Origin of the sequence: Plantactinospora sp. BB1 (assembly GCF_003030385.1) — a bacterium.
Lineage (GTDB): Bacteria > Actinomycetota > Actinomycetes > Mycobacteriales > Micromonosporaceae > Plantactinospora.
Map to the genome: position 1 here is coordinate 7,420,572 of NZ_CP028159.1, position 15,293 is coordinate 7,435,864.

Genomic DNA, 15,293 nt, shown 5'->3' on the forward strand with positions numbered 1-15,293 from the left:
TGCCCGCCCCGGGGCGGGCACCTCCGCGTCACGCCTTGCCGAGCAGGCGCTCCACCTCGGCGACCTGGTCGGCCGGGAGCGGCCCGTGCGCCAGCGCGCCGACGTTCTCCTCCACCTGGGCGACGGTCCGGAAGCCGGGGATCGGCACCGTACGGCCGCTGCGCGCCCAGAGCCAGCCCAGCGCGCCTTGGGCGAGGGTACGGCCGTCGGAGGCGAGCACGTCCCGGACGGCGGCCACCCGGGCGAGGAACTCCGGGGCGGGCCGCCCGTCCCGGAACCAGTCCAGCCAGGCCGGGGCGATCCCGCGTACGTCGTCGGCGGCCAGCGTGGACGACTCGGTGAACTTGCCGGAGAGCAGCCCCATCGCCAGCGGCCCCCGGTTGACGCTGGCCAGGTCGTGGCGCTCGCAGACGGCGAGCATCTCCGGCGCGTCCTGTAGCACCGAGAAGGAGTGCTGCACGGCGGTGCAGTGCGGGCCGTCGGCGCCCCAGGAGGCGGCCCGGTCGGGCAGGTCGGTGCTCCAGCCGTACGACCGGATCCGGCCCTCGGCGACGAGTTCCTCCAGGGTGCCGAGGAGTTCCGCCGCCTCGTCGACCGGCAGGTCGCCGAGGTGCAGTTGGTAGAGGTCGATCCGGTCGGTCTCCAGCCGGCGCAGCGAGGCGGCCACCGCCCGGCGCAGGTGGTGGGCCGACCCGTCCGCGCCGGTCATCTGCCGGGTCGCCTCGTCGTAGGTGTAGCCCCACTTGGTGGCGAGCACCACCTCGTCCCGGTGTCCGGCCAGGGCGCGGGCCAGGATCCGTTCGCTGTGCCCGGTGCCGTAGACGTCGGCGGTGTCGAAGAGGGTGACGCCGAGGTCGAGGCCGCGCCGGATCGCCCGGATCGACTCGTCGTCGTCCACCTGTCCCCAGCCGAACGGCTGGTCACCCTGGTGCCAGACGCCGCCGATGGCCCAGCAGCCGAGGCCGAGCGCGCTCACCTCGATGCCGCTGCGCCCCAACACCCGCGTGTTCGCATTCATGTCGGTAAGGCTTTCACATCGGGCCGGCCGGGCGGAGCCGGCGACAATCCGCTGGACGGCGGTGAACGGGTCGAACGGCGTACCCGGGTGTCGATCAGACAGGTGTTCGAATATCCTGAGCGTGGGTATCCGGCCGGCGAGGAGGTCGGGATGACACCGCTGCTGCGCGCCGCCCTGGAATACGCCGCTGCCGGCGTACCCGTGTTGCCGTTGCACTCTCCGACCGCGACCGGCTGCACCTGCCGCCGGCCCGACTGCGACCGCCCGGGCAAGCATCCCCGCTGGCACCGCAGCCTGCTCCGGCACGGCCTGCACGACGCCAGCACCCGGCCGGAGGTGATCCGACGGTGGTGGACCCGCTGGCCGGAGGCGAACCTGGCACTGCGTACCGGTGACCGGTTCGACGTCTGTGACGTCGACCCGCCGGACGGGGTCGCCGCGCTGCGTGCCGTGGTCCGCGAGCGCCGGATCACCGGGCCGGTGGTCCGGACCGGTTCCGGCGGCTGGCATCTCTACCTGCGGCCGACCGGCGCCGGCAACCGCAGCGGGCTGCTGCCCGGGGTGGACTGGCGCGGAGCCGGCGGCTACGTCGTCGCCCCGCCGTCCCGGCACGCCAGTGGCCGGGACTACCGCTGGATCCGCCGGCCGGACGTCCCGCTCGCCGACTGCCCGCCGGAGCTGACCGCGCTGCTCTTCCCGCCGGCACCGCCGGCCCGGCCGGGAATTCCCGGGCCGGGCGGCGCCGACCGGCTGCGGCATCCCGACCGGTACGCCAGCGCCGCGCTCGCCGCCGAGGCCAGCAGCGTGGCCGGCGCGGTGACCGGTACCCGGAACACCACGCTCTACCGGGCGGCGTACCACCTCGGTCAGCTCGCCGCGGTGGAGCTGCTGGACGAGCGGGACATCACCGTGGTGCTGGCCGACGCCGCCCGGCGCAGCGGGCTGGGCCGGTACGAGATCGCCCGGACGATCCGCTCCGGGCTGCGAACCGGTCGCCGGCATCCCCGGTACGGTCTCGCCGCCTAGCTGGGTCGCCGACCGCGCCTGATTACATCTCGCGCCGCCGGTCACCTCGACCGGCGACACCCCGGTGGGGAGACTGTCGAGCTGCCCCACCGGTGCACCCGCACCCGAGCCTCCGCACTCAGGCCCGCGCCCCGCCGGCCGCCGGCCGGACAACCGGGTGGGGTGCCCCACCCGTGCACCCAGCTCGACAGCGCGCGCCAGGCACTCTCCCGCCCCGGCCGGGCCGCTCCGGCGCCGGTGGTCGGCTCGGTCGGGAAGAAGAACCCCGCCGAGCCGGGGAGCCACGGGGCCGCAGGCGGTTCGTCGCTCAGCCGGCCGTGGTCGCCCAGGCGGTGGCGAGCAGGGTACGGGTGTCGGCGAGCAACTGCGGCAGCACCTTGGTCCGGGCGATCACCGGCATGAAGTTGGCGTCCCCGCCCCACCTCGGCACCACGTGCTGGTGCAGGTGGGCGGCGATGCCGGCGCCGGCCACCCCGCCCTGGTTCATCCCGATGTTGAAGCCGTGCGCGTTGCTGACCCGCCGGACCACCCGCATCGCCGCCTGGGTGCAGTCGGCCAGCTCGGCCGTCTCCGCGACGTCCAGCTCGGTGTAGTCGGCGACGTGCCGGTACGGGCAGACCAGCAGGTGCCCGGGGTTGTACGGGTAGAGGTTGAGCACCACGAAGACCCGTTCGCCCCGGTGCACCACGAGGTTCTCCTCGCCCTCCCGCTCGGGGGCGAGGCAGAACGGGCAGCCGGCCGGCTTCTCGTGCCCCTCCCCCGGCCGGTCCGGACCGGAGATATAGGTCATCCGGTGCGGGGTCCAGAGCCGATCGAGCCCGTCGGGCATGCCGAGTTCCGCGTGGGGCGCCGCGCCTGTCACGCCGACGATCCTACGACCCGGCCTCGCCACCGGTCGGTCCGGCGGTCGGACCGGTGTTGACCCGGGACCGGACCACCTCCACCACGTGCGCCACCGCGTCGGCGAGCGGTACCCCGTTGCGCTGCGACCCGTCCCGGTAGCGGAACGAGACCGCCCCGGCCTCCACGTCGGCGTCCCCGGCGATCGCCATGAACGGGATCTTCTGCTGCTGGGCGGTACGGATCTTCTTCTGCATCCGGTCGTCCGAGGTGTCCACCTCGGCGCGGATCCCCTCGGCGCGCAGCGCGGCGACGAAGCCGTGCAGGTGGGTGGCGTGCTCCTCGCGGATCGGGATGCCGACCACCTGCACCGGGGCGAGCCAGGCCGGGAAGGCTCCGGCGTAGTGCTCGGTGAGCACCCCGAAGAAGCGCTCGATCGAGCCGAAGAGCGCTCGGTGGATCATCACCGGCCGCTGCCGGGTGCCGTCCGCGGCCTGGTATTCCAGGCCGAACCGCTCCGGCTGGTTGAAGTCGACCTGGATGGTGGACATCTGCCAGGTACGCCCGATGGCGTCCTTGGCCTGCACGCTGATCTTCGGCCCGTAGAAGGCCGCGCCACCCGGATCCGGCACCAGGTCGAGCCCGGACGCCTCGGCGGCGGTCTTCAGGGCCTCGGTCGCCTCCGCCCAGTCCTCGGCCGAGCCGATGAACTTCGGCGAGTCGTCCCGGGTCGACAGCTCCAGATAGAAGTCGTCGAGGCCGTAGTCGCGGAGCAGGTCGAGGACGAAGGCGAGCAGGGTGGTCAGCTCACCCGGCATCTGCTCCCGGGTGCAGTAGATGTGCGAGTCGTCCTGGGTCAGCCCGCGTACCCGGGTGAGCCCGTGCACCACGCCGGACTTCTCGTACCGGTAGACGGTGCCGAACTCGAAGAGCCGCAGCGGCAGCTCCCGGTACGACCGCCCGCGCGCCCGGAAGATCAGGTTGTGCATCGGGCAGTTCATCGCCTTGAGGTAATACTCCGCGCCCTCGAACCGCATCGGCGGGAACATCGTGTCGGCGTAGTACGGCAGGTGCCCGGAGGTCTCGAAGAGCTGCGCCTTGGTGATGTGCGGGCTGTTCACGAACTCGTAGCCGGCCGCCTCGTGCCGCCGTCGCGAGTAGTCCTCCAGCTCGCGCCGGATGATCCCGCCCTTGGGGTGGAAGACCGCCAGGCCGGAGCCGATCTCGTCGGGGAAGCTGAAGAGGTCCAGCTCGGCGCCGAGCTTGCGGTGGTCGCGCCGGGCCGCCTCCTCCAGCACCTTCAGGTACGCCTTGAGCCCGTCCCGGGTCGGCCAGGCGGTGCCGTAGACCCGCTGGAGCTGCGGGTTGCGCTCGTTGCCCCGCCAGTAGGCCGCGGCCGAGCGCATCAGCTTGAACGCGCCGATCAGCCGGGTGCTGGGCAGGTGCGGCCCCCGGCACAGGTCGGACCAGCAGACCTTGCCACTCTCGGCGTCCAGGTTGTCGTAGATGGTGAGGTCACCGGCGCCGACCTCCATCACCTCACCGGCGTCGAAGCCCGTCCCGCCACCCTCGGTGCCCGCGCCCTTGACCTCGATCAGCTCAAGTTTGAACGGCTCGTCGGCGAGTTCGGTGCGGGCCGCGTCCAGGCTGTCGAAGCGGCGCCGCCGGAACCGCTGCCCGGACTTGACGATCTCCTGCATCCGCTTCTCCAGCCGGTCGAGATCCTCCGGCTGGAACGGGCGGTCGACGTCGAAGTCGTAGTAGAAGCCGTTGTCGATCGGCGGGCCGATCCCGAGCTTCGCCTCGGGGAAGGTGTCCTGGACGGCCTGGGCCAGCACGTGCGCGGTCGAGTGGCGCAGCACGTTGAGCCCGTCCGGCGAGTCCAGCCGTACCGGCTCGACCACGGTCTCCACCTCGGGCGCCCAGTCCAGGTCGCGGAGCTGGCCGGCCGGGTCGCGGACCACCACGATCGCCCCGGGGCCGGCGTGCGGCAGACCGGCCGCCGCCACCGCCTCGGCCGCCGTCGTCCCGGCCGGGACGACGACGGGGTCGGCACCGACGGGGGTACGGGGTTGGGACACGGTGGCTCCTTACGATCTTGGACGAATCGGGCATCACCGAGGGGATCGGCTTGCCCAGATGCTATCGGTCCTGCGTTTTCCTCCTGCCGGCGCCGCTGCCACGGCGTTAGATTGACGCCGTGGCACCCGTCGACGCCGTGAGCGCACTACAGCGTAGATACCAGACCTTCTTCGGCACCGGGCCGGGCGTACCGTTCGCGGTGGCGCCGGCCGGTGGGCCGGTGCGGACCTTCGGCACCGGAGCACCGCAGTTCACCATCGTGGTCAAGGACGAGCGGGGCGCCAAGGCACTTGCCGCGCTCGACCAGTTCGCCGTCGCCGTCGCCTACCTCCAGGGGTCGCTGGACGTCGAGGGCGACCTGGCGGCGGCGCTGCGGATGCGCTCGTTCTTCACCGACCGGCATCCGATCGCCTTCGTCGGCCGGTTCCTGCCGACGCTGCTGCGCGGGCGGCGCGAGGACGACCGGCGGGCCATCTCGCACCACTACGACGAGGACTCCGAGTTCTTCCTGACCTTCCTCGACCACCGGCACCGCTGCTACACCGAGGGGGTCTTCGCCTCCGACGACGAGCCGTTGGAAGACGCGATGACCCGCAAGATGGACCTGGCGCTGGAGGCGATCGGGGTCGGCCCCGGCGACCACGTGCTGGAGGTCGGCGGCGGCTGGGGCGCGTTCAGCGAGCACGCGGCCCGCCGGGGCGTACGGGTCACCACCACGACGTTGTCGGTGGAGTCGGAGCGTTTCCTCACCGAGCTGTTCGACCGCGAGCGGCTGCCGGTGCGGGTGGTCCGGGAGCACATCTTCGGCTACTCCCCCGGCGAGCGCTACGACGCGATCGTGAACATGGGGGTCACCGAGCACCTGCCCGACTACCGCACCACGCTGCGCAAGTACGCCGAACTGCTCCGGCCCGGCGGCCGGGTCTACCTGGACGCGCTGGCGATGCGCCGCAAGCACGTCGTCTCGACCTTCATGAAGCGGTACGTCTATCCGGGCGGCTCGGCCCCGCTGCTGCTGCACCAGTACCTGCGGCACGTGGCGCACTCACCGTTCGAGCTGCTCAATCTCGTCGACGACCGGCACAACTACTACCTGACCTGCCGGGAGTGGGCGCGTCGGCTGGACGACGCCCGGGACGAGATCGTGCGGCGCTGGGGCGAGCCGCTGTACCGGCGGTTCCGGCTCTTCCTCTGGGGCTCGGCGGCCGGCTTCGACACCGGGATGGTCCAGGCGTACCGCTGGGTGCTGCAACTGCCGCCGGCCCGCTGAGGCCCGGGGGGCCGGCGACACACGGGCGCCCGTTATCGGATCGTTATTGCCCGGCGGATGTCCATGGGAGCGCTCCCGAATAGGGTCGGGCAGGAGCCGAGAACGACGATCGTCGATCGCAGCGGTCACCGTACGGCGGGGAGCGGCGCCGGACGTGCGGGAACCTGCCGCCGGAAGGACGTCCCGTGCCCACCCGACCTCCCGCCGCACTGCTCACCGCCGCCCTGCTGCTGACCCTGATCGGCCTCGGTGTCGGCGCCCCCGCCCCGCCGGCCGCCAGCGCCCCCGCCGCCAGCGCCGCCGCGCTGCCCTACCAGGACCCGGCGCTGCCGGTCGCCACCCGGGTCGACGACCTGCTCGGCCGGATGAGCCTGGACGAGAAGATCGGCCAGATGACCCAGGGCGAGCGCGCCTCGGTCACCCCCGCCGACATCACCAGCTACCGGCTCGGCTCGGTGCTCTCCGGCGGCGGCTCCGCGCCCACCCCGAACAACGCCACGAGCTGGGCCGACATGTACGACCGGTTCCAGAACGCCGCCCTCGGCACGCCGCTGGGCATCCCGATGATCTACGGCTCGGACGCCGTACACGGGCACAACAACGTGGTCGGCGCGACGATCTTCCCGCACAACATCGGCCTCGGCGCCACCCGCGACCCGGAACTGGTCCGGCGGATCGGCCGGGCCACCGCCGAGGAGGTCGCCGGCACCGGGGTGAACTGGACCTTCGCCCCCTGCCTCTGCGTGGCCCGCAACGACCGCTGGGGCCGCACCTACGAGTCGTTCGGCGAGAACCCCGCCCTGGTCAGCTCGATGACCACCGTGATCGACGGACTACAGGGCGACTCGCTGGCCGGGCCCGCGTCGGTGCTGGCCACCGCCAAGCACTACCTCGGCGACGGCGGCACCACGAACGGCACCGACCAGGGCAACACCCAGCTCTCCGAGGCCGAGCTGCGGGCCGTACACCTGCCGCCGTTCGCCGAGGCGGTCCGCCGGGGCGTCGGCTCGGTGATGATCTCGTACAGCAGTTGGAATGGGCAGAAGCTGCACGGGCACGACTACCTGATCAACGGTCTGCTCAAGGGCGAACTCGGCTTCGACGGCTTCGTGGTCTCCGACTGGAACGGCATCGACCAGCTCGACGGCGCCACCGGATTCACCGCCGCCGAGGTGCGGCAGGCGGTAAACGCCGGCATCGACATGGTGATGGCGCCGACCGGCTGGCGGCAGTTCATCACCCACCTGCGCGCCGAGGTGCAGGCCGGCCGGGTGAGCCAGGCCCGGATCGACGACGCCAACCGGCGGATCCTGACCAAGAAGTTCGAGCTGGGCCTCTTCGAACGGCCGCTGGCCGACCGGTCGTACACCTCGACGGTGGGCAGCGCGGCACACCGGGCGCTGGCCCGGGAGGCGGTGGCGGCCTCCCAGGTGCTGCTGAAGAACGACGGCGGCATCCTGCCGCTGGCCACCGCGAACAACCGGATCTTCGTGGCCGGCAAGAGCGCCGACAACATCGGGTACGCCAGCGGCGGCTGGACGGTCTCCTGGCAGGGCGGCAGCGGGGCGATCACCCCCGGCACCAGCATCCTGCAGGGGATCCGGAACGCGGTCGCCTCCTCCAGCACGGTCACCTACAACGCCAGCGGTACCGGCATCGACAGCTCCTACCGGGCCGCGATCGCGGTGGTCGGCGAGACGCCGTACGCCGAGGGGCGCGGGGACCGGCCGAGCGGGATGGGACTGGACGCCACCGACCTGGCCACCCTGGACCGGCTGCGCGCCTCCGGGGTACCGGTGATCGTGGTGCTGGTCTCCGGCCGGCCGCTGGACATCGCCGGCCAGTTGCCGAACTGGCGTGCCCTGCTCGCCGCCTGGCTGCCCGGCACCGAGGGCGCCGGGGTGGCCGACGTGCTCTTCGGGGTACGCCCGGCCACCGGCAAGCTGCCGGTGAGCTGGATGAGCAGCGCGAGCCAGCAGCCGATCAACGACGGCGACGGCAAGACGCCGCTCTTCCCGTACGGCCACGGTCTCGGCTACGCCGGCCAGCCGCCCGGCACCCCGCCGCCGAGCACGCCGCCGCCCAGCACGCCGCCGACGGGTGCCGCCTGCCAGGTGACGTACGCGGTCGACGAGTGGGGCGGCGGATTCTCCGCGAACCTCACCATCCGCAACACCGGTACCGCCGCACTGACCGGCTGGACCCTCGGCTTCGGCTTCCCCGCCAGCGGGCAGCGGGTGGTGCAGGGCTGGTCGGCCCGGTGGACCCAGTCCGGCAGCGACGTCACCGCGACGAACGAGAGCTGGAACGGCACCCTCGCGGCGGGCGCCTCCGTCGGGATCGGCTTCACCGGCAGCCACACCGGCAGCAACCCCCGGCCGACGGCGTTCACCCTGAACGGACAGTCCTGCGGCACCGGCTGAATGATGCCCGGTCCGCCCGGAGTCGCGCTGGTGGCACAATCCGGGCGGACCGCCGCACCAGCCACCGATTCACCCGACTTGCCATGGGCAGTACGGTCATCAGGTGGCCACCGTCCTCCTGGTCGAAGACGACCATGTCGTACGCGGCGCCATGCTGCGCTCCCTGGCCGACCGCGGGCACGCGGTGCACGCGGTCGGTACGGCGCTCGACGCGCTGCGCCGGGTCGCCGCCGAAACCCCCGACCTGGTCGTACTCGACCTCGGGCTGCCCGATCTGGACGGCGCCGACGCGCTGCGGATGCTGCGCGGCATCACCGACGTGCCGATCATCATCGCCACCGCCCGGGACGACGAGCAGGCGATCGTCCGGCTGCTCCGGGCCGGTGCCGACGACTACATGGTGAAGCCGTTCACCGGCGCCCACCTGGACGCCCGGATCACCACGGTGCTCCGCCGGGTCGGCCGGGCGAGCCGGACGGTCGAGCCGGCCGTACACTCCGTCGGCGGGCTGCGGATCGACGTCGGCGAACGGAGCGCCCTGCTCGACGGGGTGCCCCTGGCGCTGACCCGCAAGGAGTTCGACCTGCTGGCCTATCTCGCGGCGCGGCCCGGCCGGGTAGTGTCCCGCCGGGAACTGTTGGAGGAGGTATGGCGGCAGCCATCGGTCGGCGAGGATCAGACCATCGACGTACATCTGTATTGGCTCCGCCGCAAAATGGGCGAGTCCGCGGCGAAGCCCCGCTACCTGCGCACCGTGCGGGGGGTCGGATTCCGGTTGGTGGTACCGGACTGAGGCTTGCGCTGGCCTACCTCGGGGCCGGCATGACCACCATCGTCGCGCTCGCCTTCCTGATTCCGCTCGGCACGGCGCTGCAACGCGACGCCCGGGAGGACGCGCTCGGCGACGCGGCCCGGCGCAGCGCGGTGGTCACCGGCGCGCTCGCGGTCAGCGCCGACCCGGCGGCGATCCGCCGGGTCGTCGAGTCGACCGCCGGCAACACCGGCAGTCCACCGGTCGTGCACGGCCTGTCGCTCGGCGGCAACCCCCGGGCCGCCGCCGGTGACGTCGACCGGGCGATCCGGACCGGCACGCCCGTCGTCGCCGAGGTCGCGGGCGGTGTCGTCCGACTCGAACCGGTACCGGTCGCCGGCCGGGTACTGGTGGTCGAGGTCTTCGTCTCCGAGGCGGCGCTGACCGCCGGTACCGGCGGCACCTGGCTGATGCTGATCCTGGTCGCGATCGGGCTGGTGATCGCCTCGGTGATCGTGGTGGACCGGCTCGCCGGCAAGGCGGTCGCCTCGGCCCGGGGGCTGGTGCAGGCGGCGCTGGCCGTCGGCGACGGCGACCTGGACGTACGCATCCAGCCGAGCGGGCCCCGCGAGCTGGCCGAGGCCGGGTACGCCTTCAACCGGATGGCGGACCGGCTCGTCACCTCGCGCACCGACGAACGGGAACTCGTCGCCGACCTGTCACACCGGCTGCGTACCCCGCTGACCGTGCTGCGGCTCGACGCCGACGCGCTCGACTCCGACGACACCAGCGTCGGGAATTTCAGCGCCGCCGAACTGGACCGGCGCCGGACGATCCGCCGGATCCGGCAGGCGATCGTGACGCTGGAGGGCGAGATCGACGTACTGATCAACACCACCCGGAAGACGGTCGCCCAGGAGGCCGCGCCGGGCAGCTGTGACGTCAGCGAGGTGGTCCGGGACCGGATGGTCTTCTGGTCGGCGCTGGCCGGCGACCAGAACCGGTCGCACCGGGTCATCGGCGCGCACACCCGGATCCCGGTGCCGGTGCCCCGGGCGGAGCTGGCCGCCGCGCTGGACGCGGTGCTCGGCAACGTCTTCCGGTACACCCCGCAGGGCACCGCGTTCGAGGTCGCGGTCACCCGCCGGGACGGCTACATCGCGGTACGGGTCGACGACGCCGGTCCCGGCATCGCCGACCCGGACCGGGCGCTGCGCCGGGGGGCCAGCGACCGTGGTTCCACCGGGCTCGGCCTGGACATCGCCCGCCGGGTGGCCCAGCAGGCGAACGGCTCGGTCAGCATCGACCGGGCCCGGCTCGGCGGGGCGAGCGTGGTCATGCTGCTGGCCGACCCGGACGCGGCGCCCCGACAGGTCAGCCGGTTCGGGCTGGTCGGCCGGCTGGCCCGGGAGAAGGACGCGGTGACCCGCCGCCGCTGGTCCCGGCCGCGCTCCTCCGGCGACTGACCCGATCCTCCGGCGGCTCCGGCGACTGACCCGATCCTCCGGCGACCGACCCCCTCTCCCGGCCGGATCGGGCGTCCTGGCAAGGAGTTTCTGGTTCCGCGCAAGTCTTCCTTAGGTCTGGATTAACGCGCGTCCGAGCGGCCCGCCCCGGTGGCAACATCGAACCCGATCCCATCCCGCTCCACCGGGCCAACCACCCACAGATGTTTGCCCCGATCCGGCCCGTGGAGCCTGGCGCGCGGCGGAAGCACGGTCCCCCACACCTGGCTTCCGTCGCGCGCCGACACCAACGGCAGAGGTCGGGCCGGCGTACCGCGGCGACACGCGCGGGACGTACCGGTCGATCTCGGCCCCGTGATCGCTGACCCGGCGCGGCCGCCCGCAGCACCCCGCGCCGGGTCAGCCTGTCTTCACCGGTCGCCGCTCGGTCCGGGCCGGTACCCGGCCAGGTAGGCGTCGATCTCGGCGATCAGCTTGTCCCGCTCCGGCGCCGCCAGGAACGAGGCGGTGACGGCGTTGCGGGCCAGTCCGGCCAGCCCGGCGGCGTCGAGGTCGAGCAGCCGGGCGGCGACGGCGTACTCGTCGTTGAGGGTGGTGCCGAACATCGGCGGGTCGTCGGAGTTGATCGTCACCAGCAGGCCGGCCTCGACGAGCCGGGGCAGCGGGTGCTCCTCGATCGAGCTGACCGCCCGGGTCCGGACGTTGGAGGTCGGGCAGACCTCCATCGGGATCTGCCGCTGCGCGAGGTGTTCCAGCAGCGCCGGGTCCTGGGCCGCCGAGATGCCGTGCCCGATCCGCTCCGCGCCCAGCTCGCGCAGCGCGTCCCAGATGGTCCCCGGCCCGGTGGTCTCGCCGGCGTGCGGCACGGAACGCAGCCCGGCCGCCCTCGCCTGGTCGAAGTACGGCTTGAACTGCGGCCGGGGCACGCCCACCTCCGGGCCGCCGAGCCCGAAGCTGACCAGGCCGTCCGGCCGCTCGTCGAGGGCGATCCGCAGGGTCTGCTCGGCCGCCGGCAGCCCCGCCTCGCCGGGAATGTCGAAGCACCAGCGCAGCGAGATGCCGAGTTCGCTCTCGGCGGCCCGCCGGGCGTCCTCGATCGCCTCGCAGAACGCGGGTGCCGGGATCCCCCGGTGCACGTGCGAGTACGGCGTGACCGTCAGCTCCGCGTACCGGACCTGCTGGCGGGCCAGTTCCCGGGCCACCTCGAAGGTGAGCAGCCGGACGTCGGACTCGTCGCGGATCAGGTCGACCACGCTGAGGTAGATCTCGACGAAGTGGGCGAAGTCGCGGAACTCGAAGTAGCTGGCGAGGGCCTCGGGGTCTGCCGGTACCCGGGTCCGGCCCTCGTGCCGGGCGGCCAGCTCCGCCACGATGCGCGGCAGCGCGGAGCCGACGTGGTGCACGTGCAGCTCCACCTTGGGCAGTCCGGCGATGAAGGCCGAGAGGTCGGTCACGGAAACTCCCTACTGACGTGCGCCGGTACGGGCGACGAAGAAGACGCGGCGGAACGGAAACTGCACCAGCCCGTGCCGGACGGGGTACGCCTCGACCAGTCGCTCGGTCAGCGCGGCCCGGAAGTCGTCCCAGGCCGTACCCGCGCCGCCCAGCGCGGCCCGGACCGGACGAAGCGCCGTCCCCTCCATCCAGCTCAGCACCGGATGGTCGGTGGCGCCGGAGGCGGGGAGCAGGTGCACGTAGGTAGTTTCCCAGGCGTCGACGGCGCAGTGCGCACCGGTCAGCAGGGTGGCGTAGCCGGCCGCGTCGGAGACCGGGTCGGCCCGGAGCAGGTCGGCGACCAGGTGTCGCCAGCGCGGGGTGGCGGCCACCTCCCGCAGCGCCCGGTGCGAGGCGGCGTCGAAGTTGCCCGGCACCTGGACCGCCAGCCAGCGGCCGGGGCCCAGTTCGCGGGCCCAGCGCAGCAGCAGCTCCTGGTGTCCGGGCACCCATTGCAGCACGGCGTTGCAGACCAGCACGTCGACCTCGGGGCCGGGTGTCCAGGTCCGGGCGTCCGCCAGGGCGAACTCGACCCCGCCGCCGGACGGGGCGCCGGGCGGGGCGGACCCGGCCGGCGGGGCGGCGCGGGTGGCGGCGGCGATCATCTCGGCCGAGGAGTCGAGCCCGACGATCCGGGCGGCCGGCCAGCGGGCGGCCAGGGTCGCGGTCAGGTGGCCGGGACCGCAGCCCAGGTCGACCACCGTCCGGGGCCGCTGCGCGGCGACCCGGCCGAGCAGGTCGTGGAAGGGCCGGGAGCGTTCGTCGCCGTACCGGAGATAGCTGGCCGGATCCCACATGACTCTCCTCCAAACCGTACGTACGTCTTGCTTACCATACCGGCACCGTCCCGCCCCGGCAGGCCCGAATCCGTCCCGGGATAGGCTCGCCGACGTGGAAAAGCGGAGATTCCCGCGGTTGAACCGCGAGGTCGGCGTCGTCGGGCTCGGCGCCTGGCAGCTCGGCGCCGACTGGGGCCAGGTCAGCGAGTCCGAGGCGCTGTCGGTGCTGACCGCCGCCGTCGAGGGCGGAGTCACCTTTCTGGACACCGCCGACGTCTACGGCGACGGACGCAGCGAACAACTGATCGGCCGGTTCCTGCGCGAGCGGCCCGACGCCGGGCTCACTGTCGCCACCAAGATGGGCCGCCGGGTGCCGCAGACCCCCGACGCGTACGTCCTGGAGAACTTCCGGGCCTGGACCGACCGGTCCCGGACGAACCTCGGCGTCGACGTGCTCGACCTGGTGCAGTTGCACTGCCCGCCCACCCCGGTCTTCTCCACCGACGCCGTCTACGACGCCCTGGACACCCTGGTCGCGGAGGAACGCATCGCCGCGTACGGAGTCAGCGTGGAAACCTCCGACGAGGCGCTCGCCGCGATCGCCCGCCCCGGAGTGGCCAGCGTGCAGATCATCCTCAACGCGCTGCGGCACAAGCCGGTCGAGCGGGTACTCCCGGCCGCCCTCGCCGCCGGGGTCGGCATCATCGCCCGGGTACCGCTCGCCAGCGGCCTGCTCTCCGGCCGTTACGACGAGCACACCACCTTCCCGAGCGACGACCACCGCAACTACAACCGGCACGGTGAGTCGTTCGACGTCGGCGAGACGTTCTCCGGGGTGGACTACGAAACCGGGCTGGAGGCCGTACGGCGACTGCGTCCGGCGGTGCCGGAGGGGGCCACGATGGCGCAGTTCGCGCTCCGCTGGATCCTCGACCGGCCCGGCGTCACGGTGGTCATCCCCGGTGCCCGCAACGCCGAACAGGCTCGCGCCAACGTCGCCGCCGCCGCGCTCGCGCCACTGTCGGTCGAGGCGACCGAGACGGTGGACGCGGTCTACACAGAACTCGTCCGACCGCAGGTGCACGACCGCTGGTAGGCGGATCGACCGGAGCGCACGGCAGTACCGCGCGGCGACGTGCGCTCCGGCGTACCGCGCGGTTGACTGGGCGCAACGGGTTCGTCGCCGAACGGAGGCGACCGGTCGGGGCCGGAGCAGCTGCGACCGGTTCGTCGCGGCGACGACCCGACGGCGTCCCGGAAAGGACCGACGTCGTCCCGGAAAGGAGCAGCGAGACAGATGAAGGGATGGCTCCCGCTCACGCTCGGGCTGCTGGCCGTCGTCATCGGCGCCGTCTGGACGCTACAGGGGTTGGGCCGGCTCGGCGGCAGCGTGATGACCGGCGAACCGCTCTGGGCGGTGATCGGCCCGGTGGTGGTGGTCGCCGGGCTGGTACTCGTGGTGCTGGGCCTGCGCGCCCGCAACCGGGGTACACCGCCGCCGCCCTGACCGGCACCGCCCTGACCGGCACCGCCCTGACCGGCACCGCCCTGACCGGCACCGCAGGCAGGGCGACAGACCGCCGGCAGGGCCGACAGACCGGATACGCGTCGAGCCCCGCGGGGCCGCGGGGCTCGACGTGGATCCCAAAGCAATCGAAACTCGGGCCGGCGGGGGCCGGCCGTCACGGAATCAGATGGGGCGAACCTGCTCCGCCTGCGGCCCCTTCTGGCCCTGAGCGATCTCGAACTCCACCCGCTGGTTCTCCTCCAGCGTGCGGTAGCCGCTGGTCTGGATGGCCGAGAAGTGGACGAACACGTCAGCACCCCCGCCGTCGACGGTGATGAAGCCGAAGCCCTTGTCTGCGTTGAACCACTTCACGGTTCCCTGCGCCATGTGTATCTCCTTCTAAAACTGGCGGCCGAGCACGCCGTGCGGCCGGTTGGCCGTTTTCGAGCAGCGGCGCCTCGAGTCGGCCCCCACGAAGGAGGACTTCCCCTCGACCCACGCCATCTCTCAACAGCGTGGAACAGCAAACCACGTACGCAAAAACTTCGCATAGCCTACCCGACGAAATTCTCCGACATGTGACCTGAGAGCGCGCCCCGTGGCCCTCCAGCCATCGACGACAGGGCACCGCGACGGC

The 15,293-nt window shown here is 72.8% G+C and carries 13 protein-coding genes; 7 read left to right on the plus strand and 6 right to left on the minus strand.

The features are described from left to right. Positions 1 to 28 precede the first annotated feature (28 nt). Complete coding sequence (locus C6W10_RS32510; protein WP_107262883.1) at positions 29 to 1,018, minus strand: aldo/keto reductase; 990 nt, start codon at positions 1,016 to 1,018, stop codon at positions 29 to 31. Positions 1,019 to 1,168: 150 nt separating this feature from the next. On the opposite strand from C6W10_RS32510, the gene C6W10_RS32515 reads away from it, so the two are divergent. After that, the gene (locus tag C6W10_RS32515; protein WP_107264457.1) at positions 1,169 to 2,044 is read left to right on the plus strand and encodes a bifunctional DNA primase/polymerase; all 876 of its coding nucleotides are present in this window, start codon (positions 1,169 to 1,171) and stop codon (positions 2,042 to 2,044) included. 307 nt (positions 2,045 to 2,351) lie between these two features. Here C6W10_RS32515 and C6W10_RS32520 read toward each other — a convergent pair whose 3' ends face one another. Next, positions 2,352 to 2,873, minus strand: a complete 522-nt coding sequence (locus C6W10_RS32520; protein ID WP_107262884.1) for an HIT domain-containing protein — start codon at positions 2,871 to 2,873, stop codon at positions 2,352 to 2,354. A 43-nt stretch (positions 2,874 to 2,916) separates the two neighbouring features. After that, positions 2,917 to 4,965 (minus strand): threonine--tRNA ligase, encoded by a 2,049-nt coding sequence (gene thrS / locus C6W10_RS32525; RefSeq protein WP_107262885.1) that lies wholly within the window; start codon positions 4,963 to 4,965, stop codon positions 2,917 to 2,919. A gap of 119 nt (positions 4,966 to 5,084) precedes the next feature. Here thrS and C6W10_RS32530 point away from each other — a divergent pair, with 119 nt between their 5' ends. The 4 genes from C6W10_RS32530 (at position 5,085) to C6W10_RS32545 (ending at position 10,876) form a co-directional block, all read left to right on the plus strand. Continuing rightward, positions 5,085 to 6,236: a class I SAM-dependent methyltransferase gene (locus C6W10_RS32530; protein ID WP_107262886.1), complete on the plus strand. Its 1,152-nt coding sequence runs from the start codon at positions 5,085 to 5,087 to the stop codon at positions 6,234 to 6,236. A gap of 185 nt (positions 6,237 to 6,421) precedes the next feature. Then, the gene (locus C6W10_RS32535; protein ID WP_234361504.1) at positions 6,422 to 8,659 is read left to right on the plus strand and encodes a glycoside hydrolase family 3 N-terminal domain-containing protein; all 2,238 of its coding nucleotides are present in this window, start codon (positions 6,422 to 6,424) and stop codon (positions 8,657 to 8,659) included. 103 nt (positions 8,660 to 8,762) lie between these two features. Beyond that, entirely contained in the window at positions 8,763 to 9,452 is a 690-nt protein-coding gene (locus tag C6W10_RS32540) for a response regulator transcription factor (protein WP_107262887.1), read from the plus strand. Between the two features lie 29 nt (positions 9,453 to 9,481). Beyond that, complete coding sequence (locus tag C6W10_RS32545) at positions 9,482 to 10,876, plus strand: HAMP domain-containing sensor histidine kinase (RefSeq protein WP_107262888.1); 1,395 nt, start codon at positions 9,482 to 9,484, stop codon at positions 10,874 to 10,876. 410 nt (positions 10,877 to 11,286) lie between these two features. Here the strand turns inward: C6W10_RS32545 and C6W10_RS32550 are convergent, their stop codons facing one another. Both C6W10_RS32550 and C6W10_RS32555 read right to left on the minus strand, forming a co-directional pair. Further along, the gene (locus tag C6W10_RS32550; protein WP_107262889.1) at positions 11,287 to 12,330 is read right to left on the minus strand and encodes an adenosine deaminase; all 1,044 of its coding nucleotides are present in this window, start codon (positions 12,328 to 12,330) and stop codon (positions 11,287 to 11,289) included. 9 nt (positions 12,331 to 12,339) lie between these two features. After that, positions 12,340 to 13,167: a trans-aconitate 2-methyltransferase gene (locus tag C6W10_RS32555; RefSeq protein ID WP_107262890.1), complete on the minus strand. Its 828-nt coding sequence runs from the start codon at positions 13,165 to 13,167 to the stop codon at positions 12,340 to 12,342. A gap of 94 nt (positions 13,168 to 13,261) precedes the next feature. On the opposite strand from C6W10_RS32555, the gene C6W10_RS32560 reads away from it, so the two are divergent. After that, on the plus strand, positions 13,262 to 14,245 hold the full coding sequence (locus C6W10_RS32560) for an aldo/keto reductase (RefSeq protein ID WP_107262891.1): 984 nt from the start codon (positions 13,262 to 13,264) through the stop codon (positions 14,243 to 14,245). A gap of 201 nt (positions 14,246 to 14,446) precedes the next feature. Beyond that, positions 14,447 to 14,656, plus strand: coding sequence for a hypothetical protein (locus C6W10_RS32565; RefSeq protein ID WP_107262892.1), 210 nt, complete (start codon positions 14,447 to 14,449; stop codon positions 14,654 to 14,656). 183 nt (positions 14,657 to 14,839) lie between these two features. Here the strand turns inward: C6W10_RS32565 and C6W10_RS32570 are convergent, their stop codons facing one another. After that, positions 14,840 to 15,043 carry a cold-shock protein gene (locus tag C6W10_RS32570; protein ID WP_007075740.1) on the minus strand — a complete coding sequence of 68 codons (204 nt, stop codon included), beginning with the start codon at positions 15,041 to 15,043 and terminating at the stop codon, positions 14,840 to 14,842. Positions 15,044 to 15,293 lie beyond the last annotated feature (250 nt).

What these genes read in the sequence shown, in the direction of transcription:
- C6W10_RS32510 (WP_107262883.1), bottom strand. Translation starts at nt 1,018, where the DNA reads ATGAATGCGAACACGCGGGTGTTGGGGCGCAGCGGCATCGAGGTGAGC.
- C6W10_RS32515 (WP_107264457.1), top strand. Translation starts at nt 1,169, where the DNA reads ATGACACCGCTGCTGCGCGCCGCCCTGGAATACGCCGCTGCCGGCGTA.
- C6W10_RS32520 (WP_107262884.1), bottom strand. Translation starts at nt 2,873, where the DNA reads ATGCCCGACGGGCTCGATCGGCTCTGGACCCCGCACCGGATGACCTAT.
- C6W10_RS32545 (WP_107262888.1), top strand. Translation starts at nt 9,482, where the DNA reads ATGACCACCATCGTCGCGCTCGCCTTCCTGATTCCGCTCGGCACGGCG.
- C6W10_RS32555 (WP_107262890.1), bottom strand. Translation starts at nt 13,167, where the DNA reads ATGTGGGATCCGGCCAGCTATCTCCGGTACGGCGACGAACGCTCCCGG.
- C6W10_RS32565 (WP_107262892.1), top strand. Translation starts at nt 14,447, where the DNA reads ATGAAGGGATGGCTCCCGCTCACGCTCGGGCTGCTGGCCGTCGTCATC.
- C6W10_RS32570 (WP_007075740.1), bottom strand. Translation starts at nt 15,043, where the DNA reads ATGGCGCAGGGAACCGTGAAGTGGTTCAACGCAGACAAGGGCTTCGGC.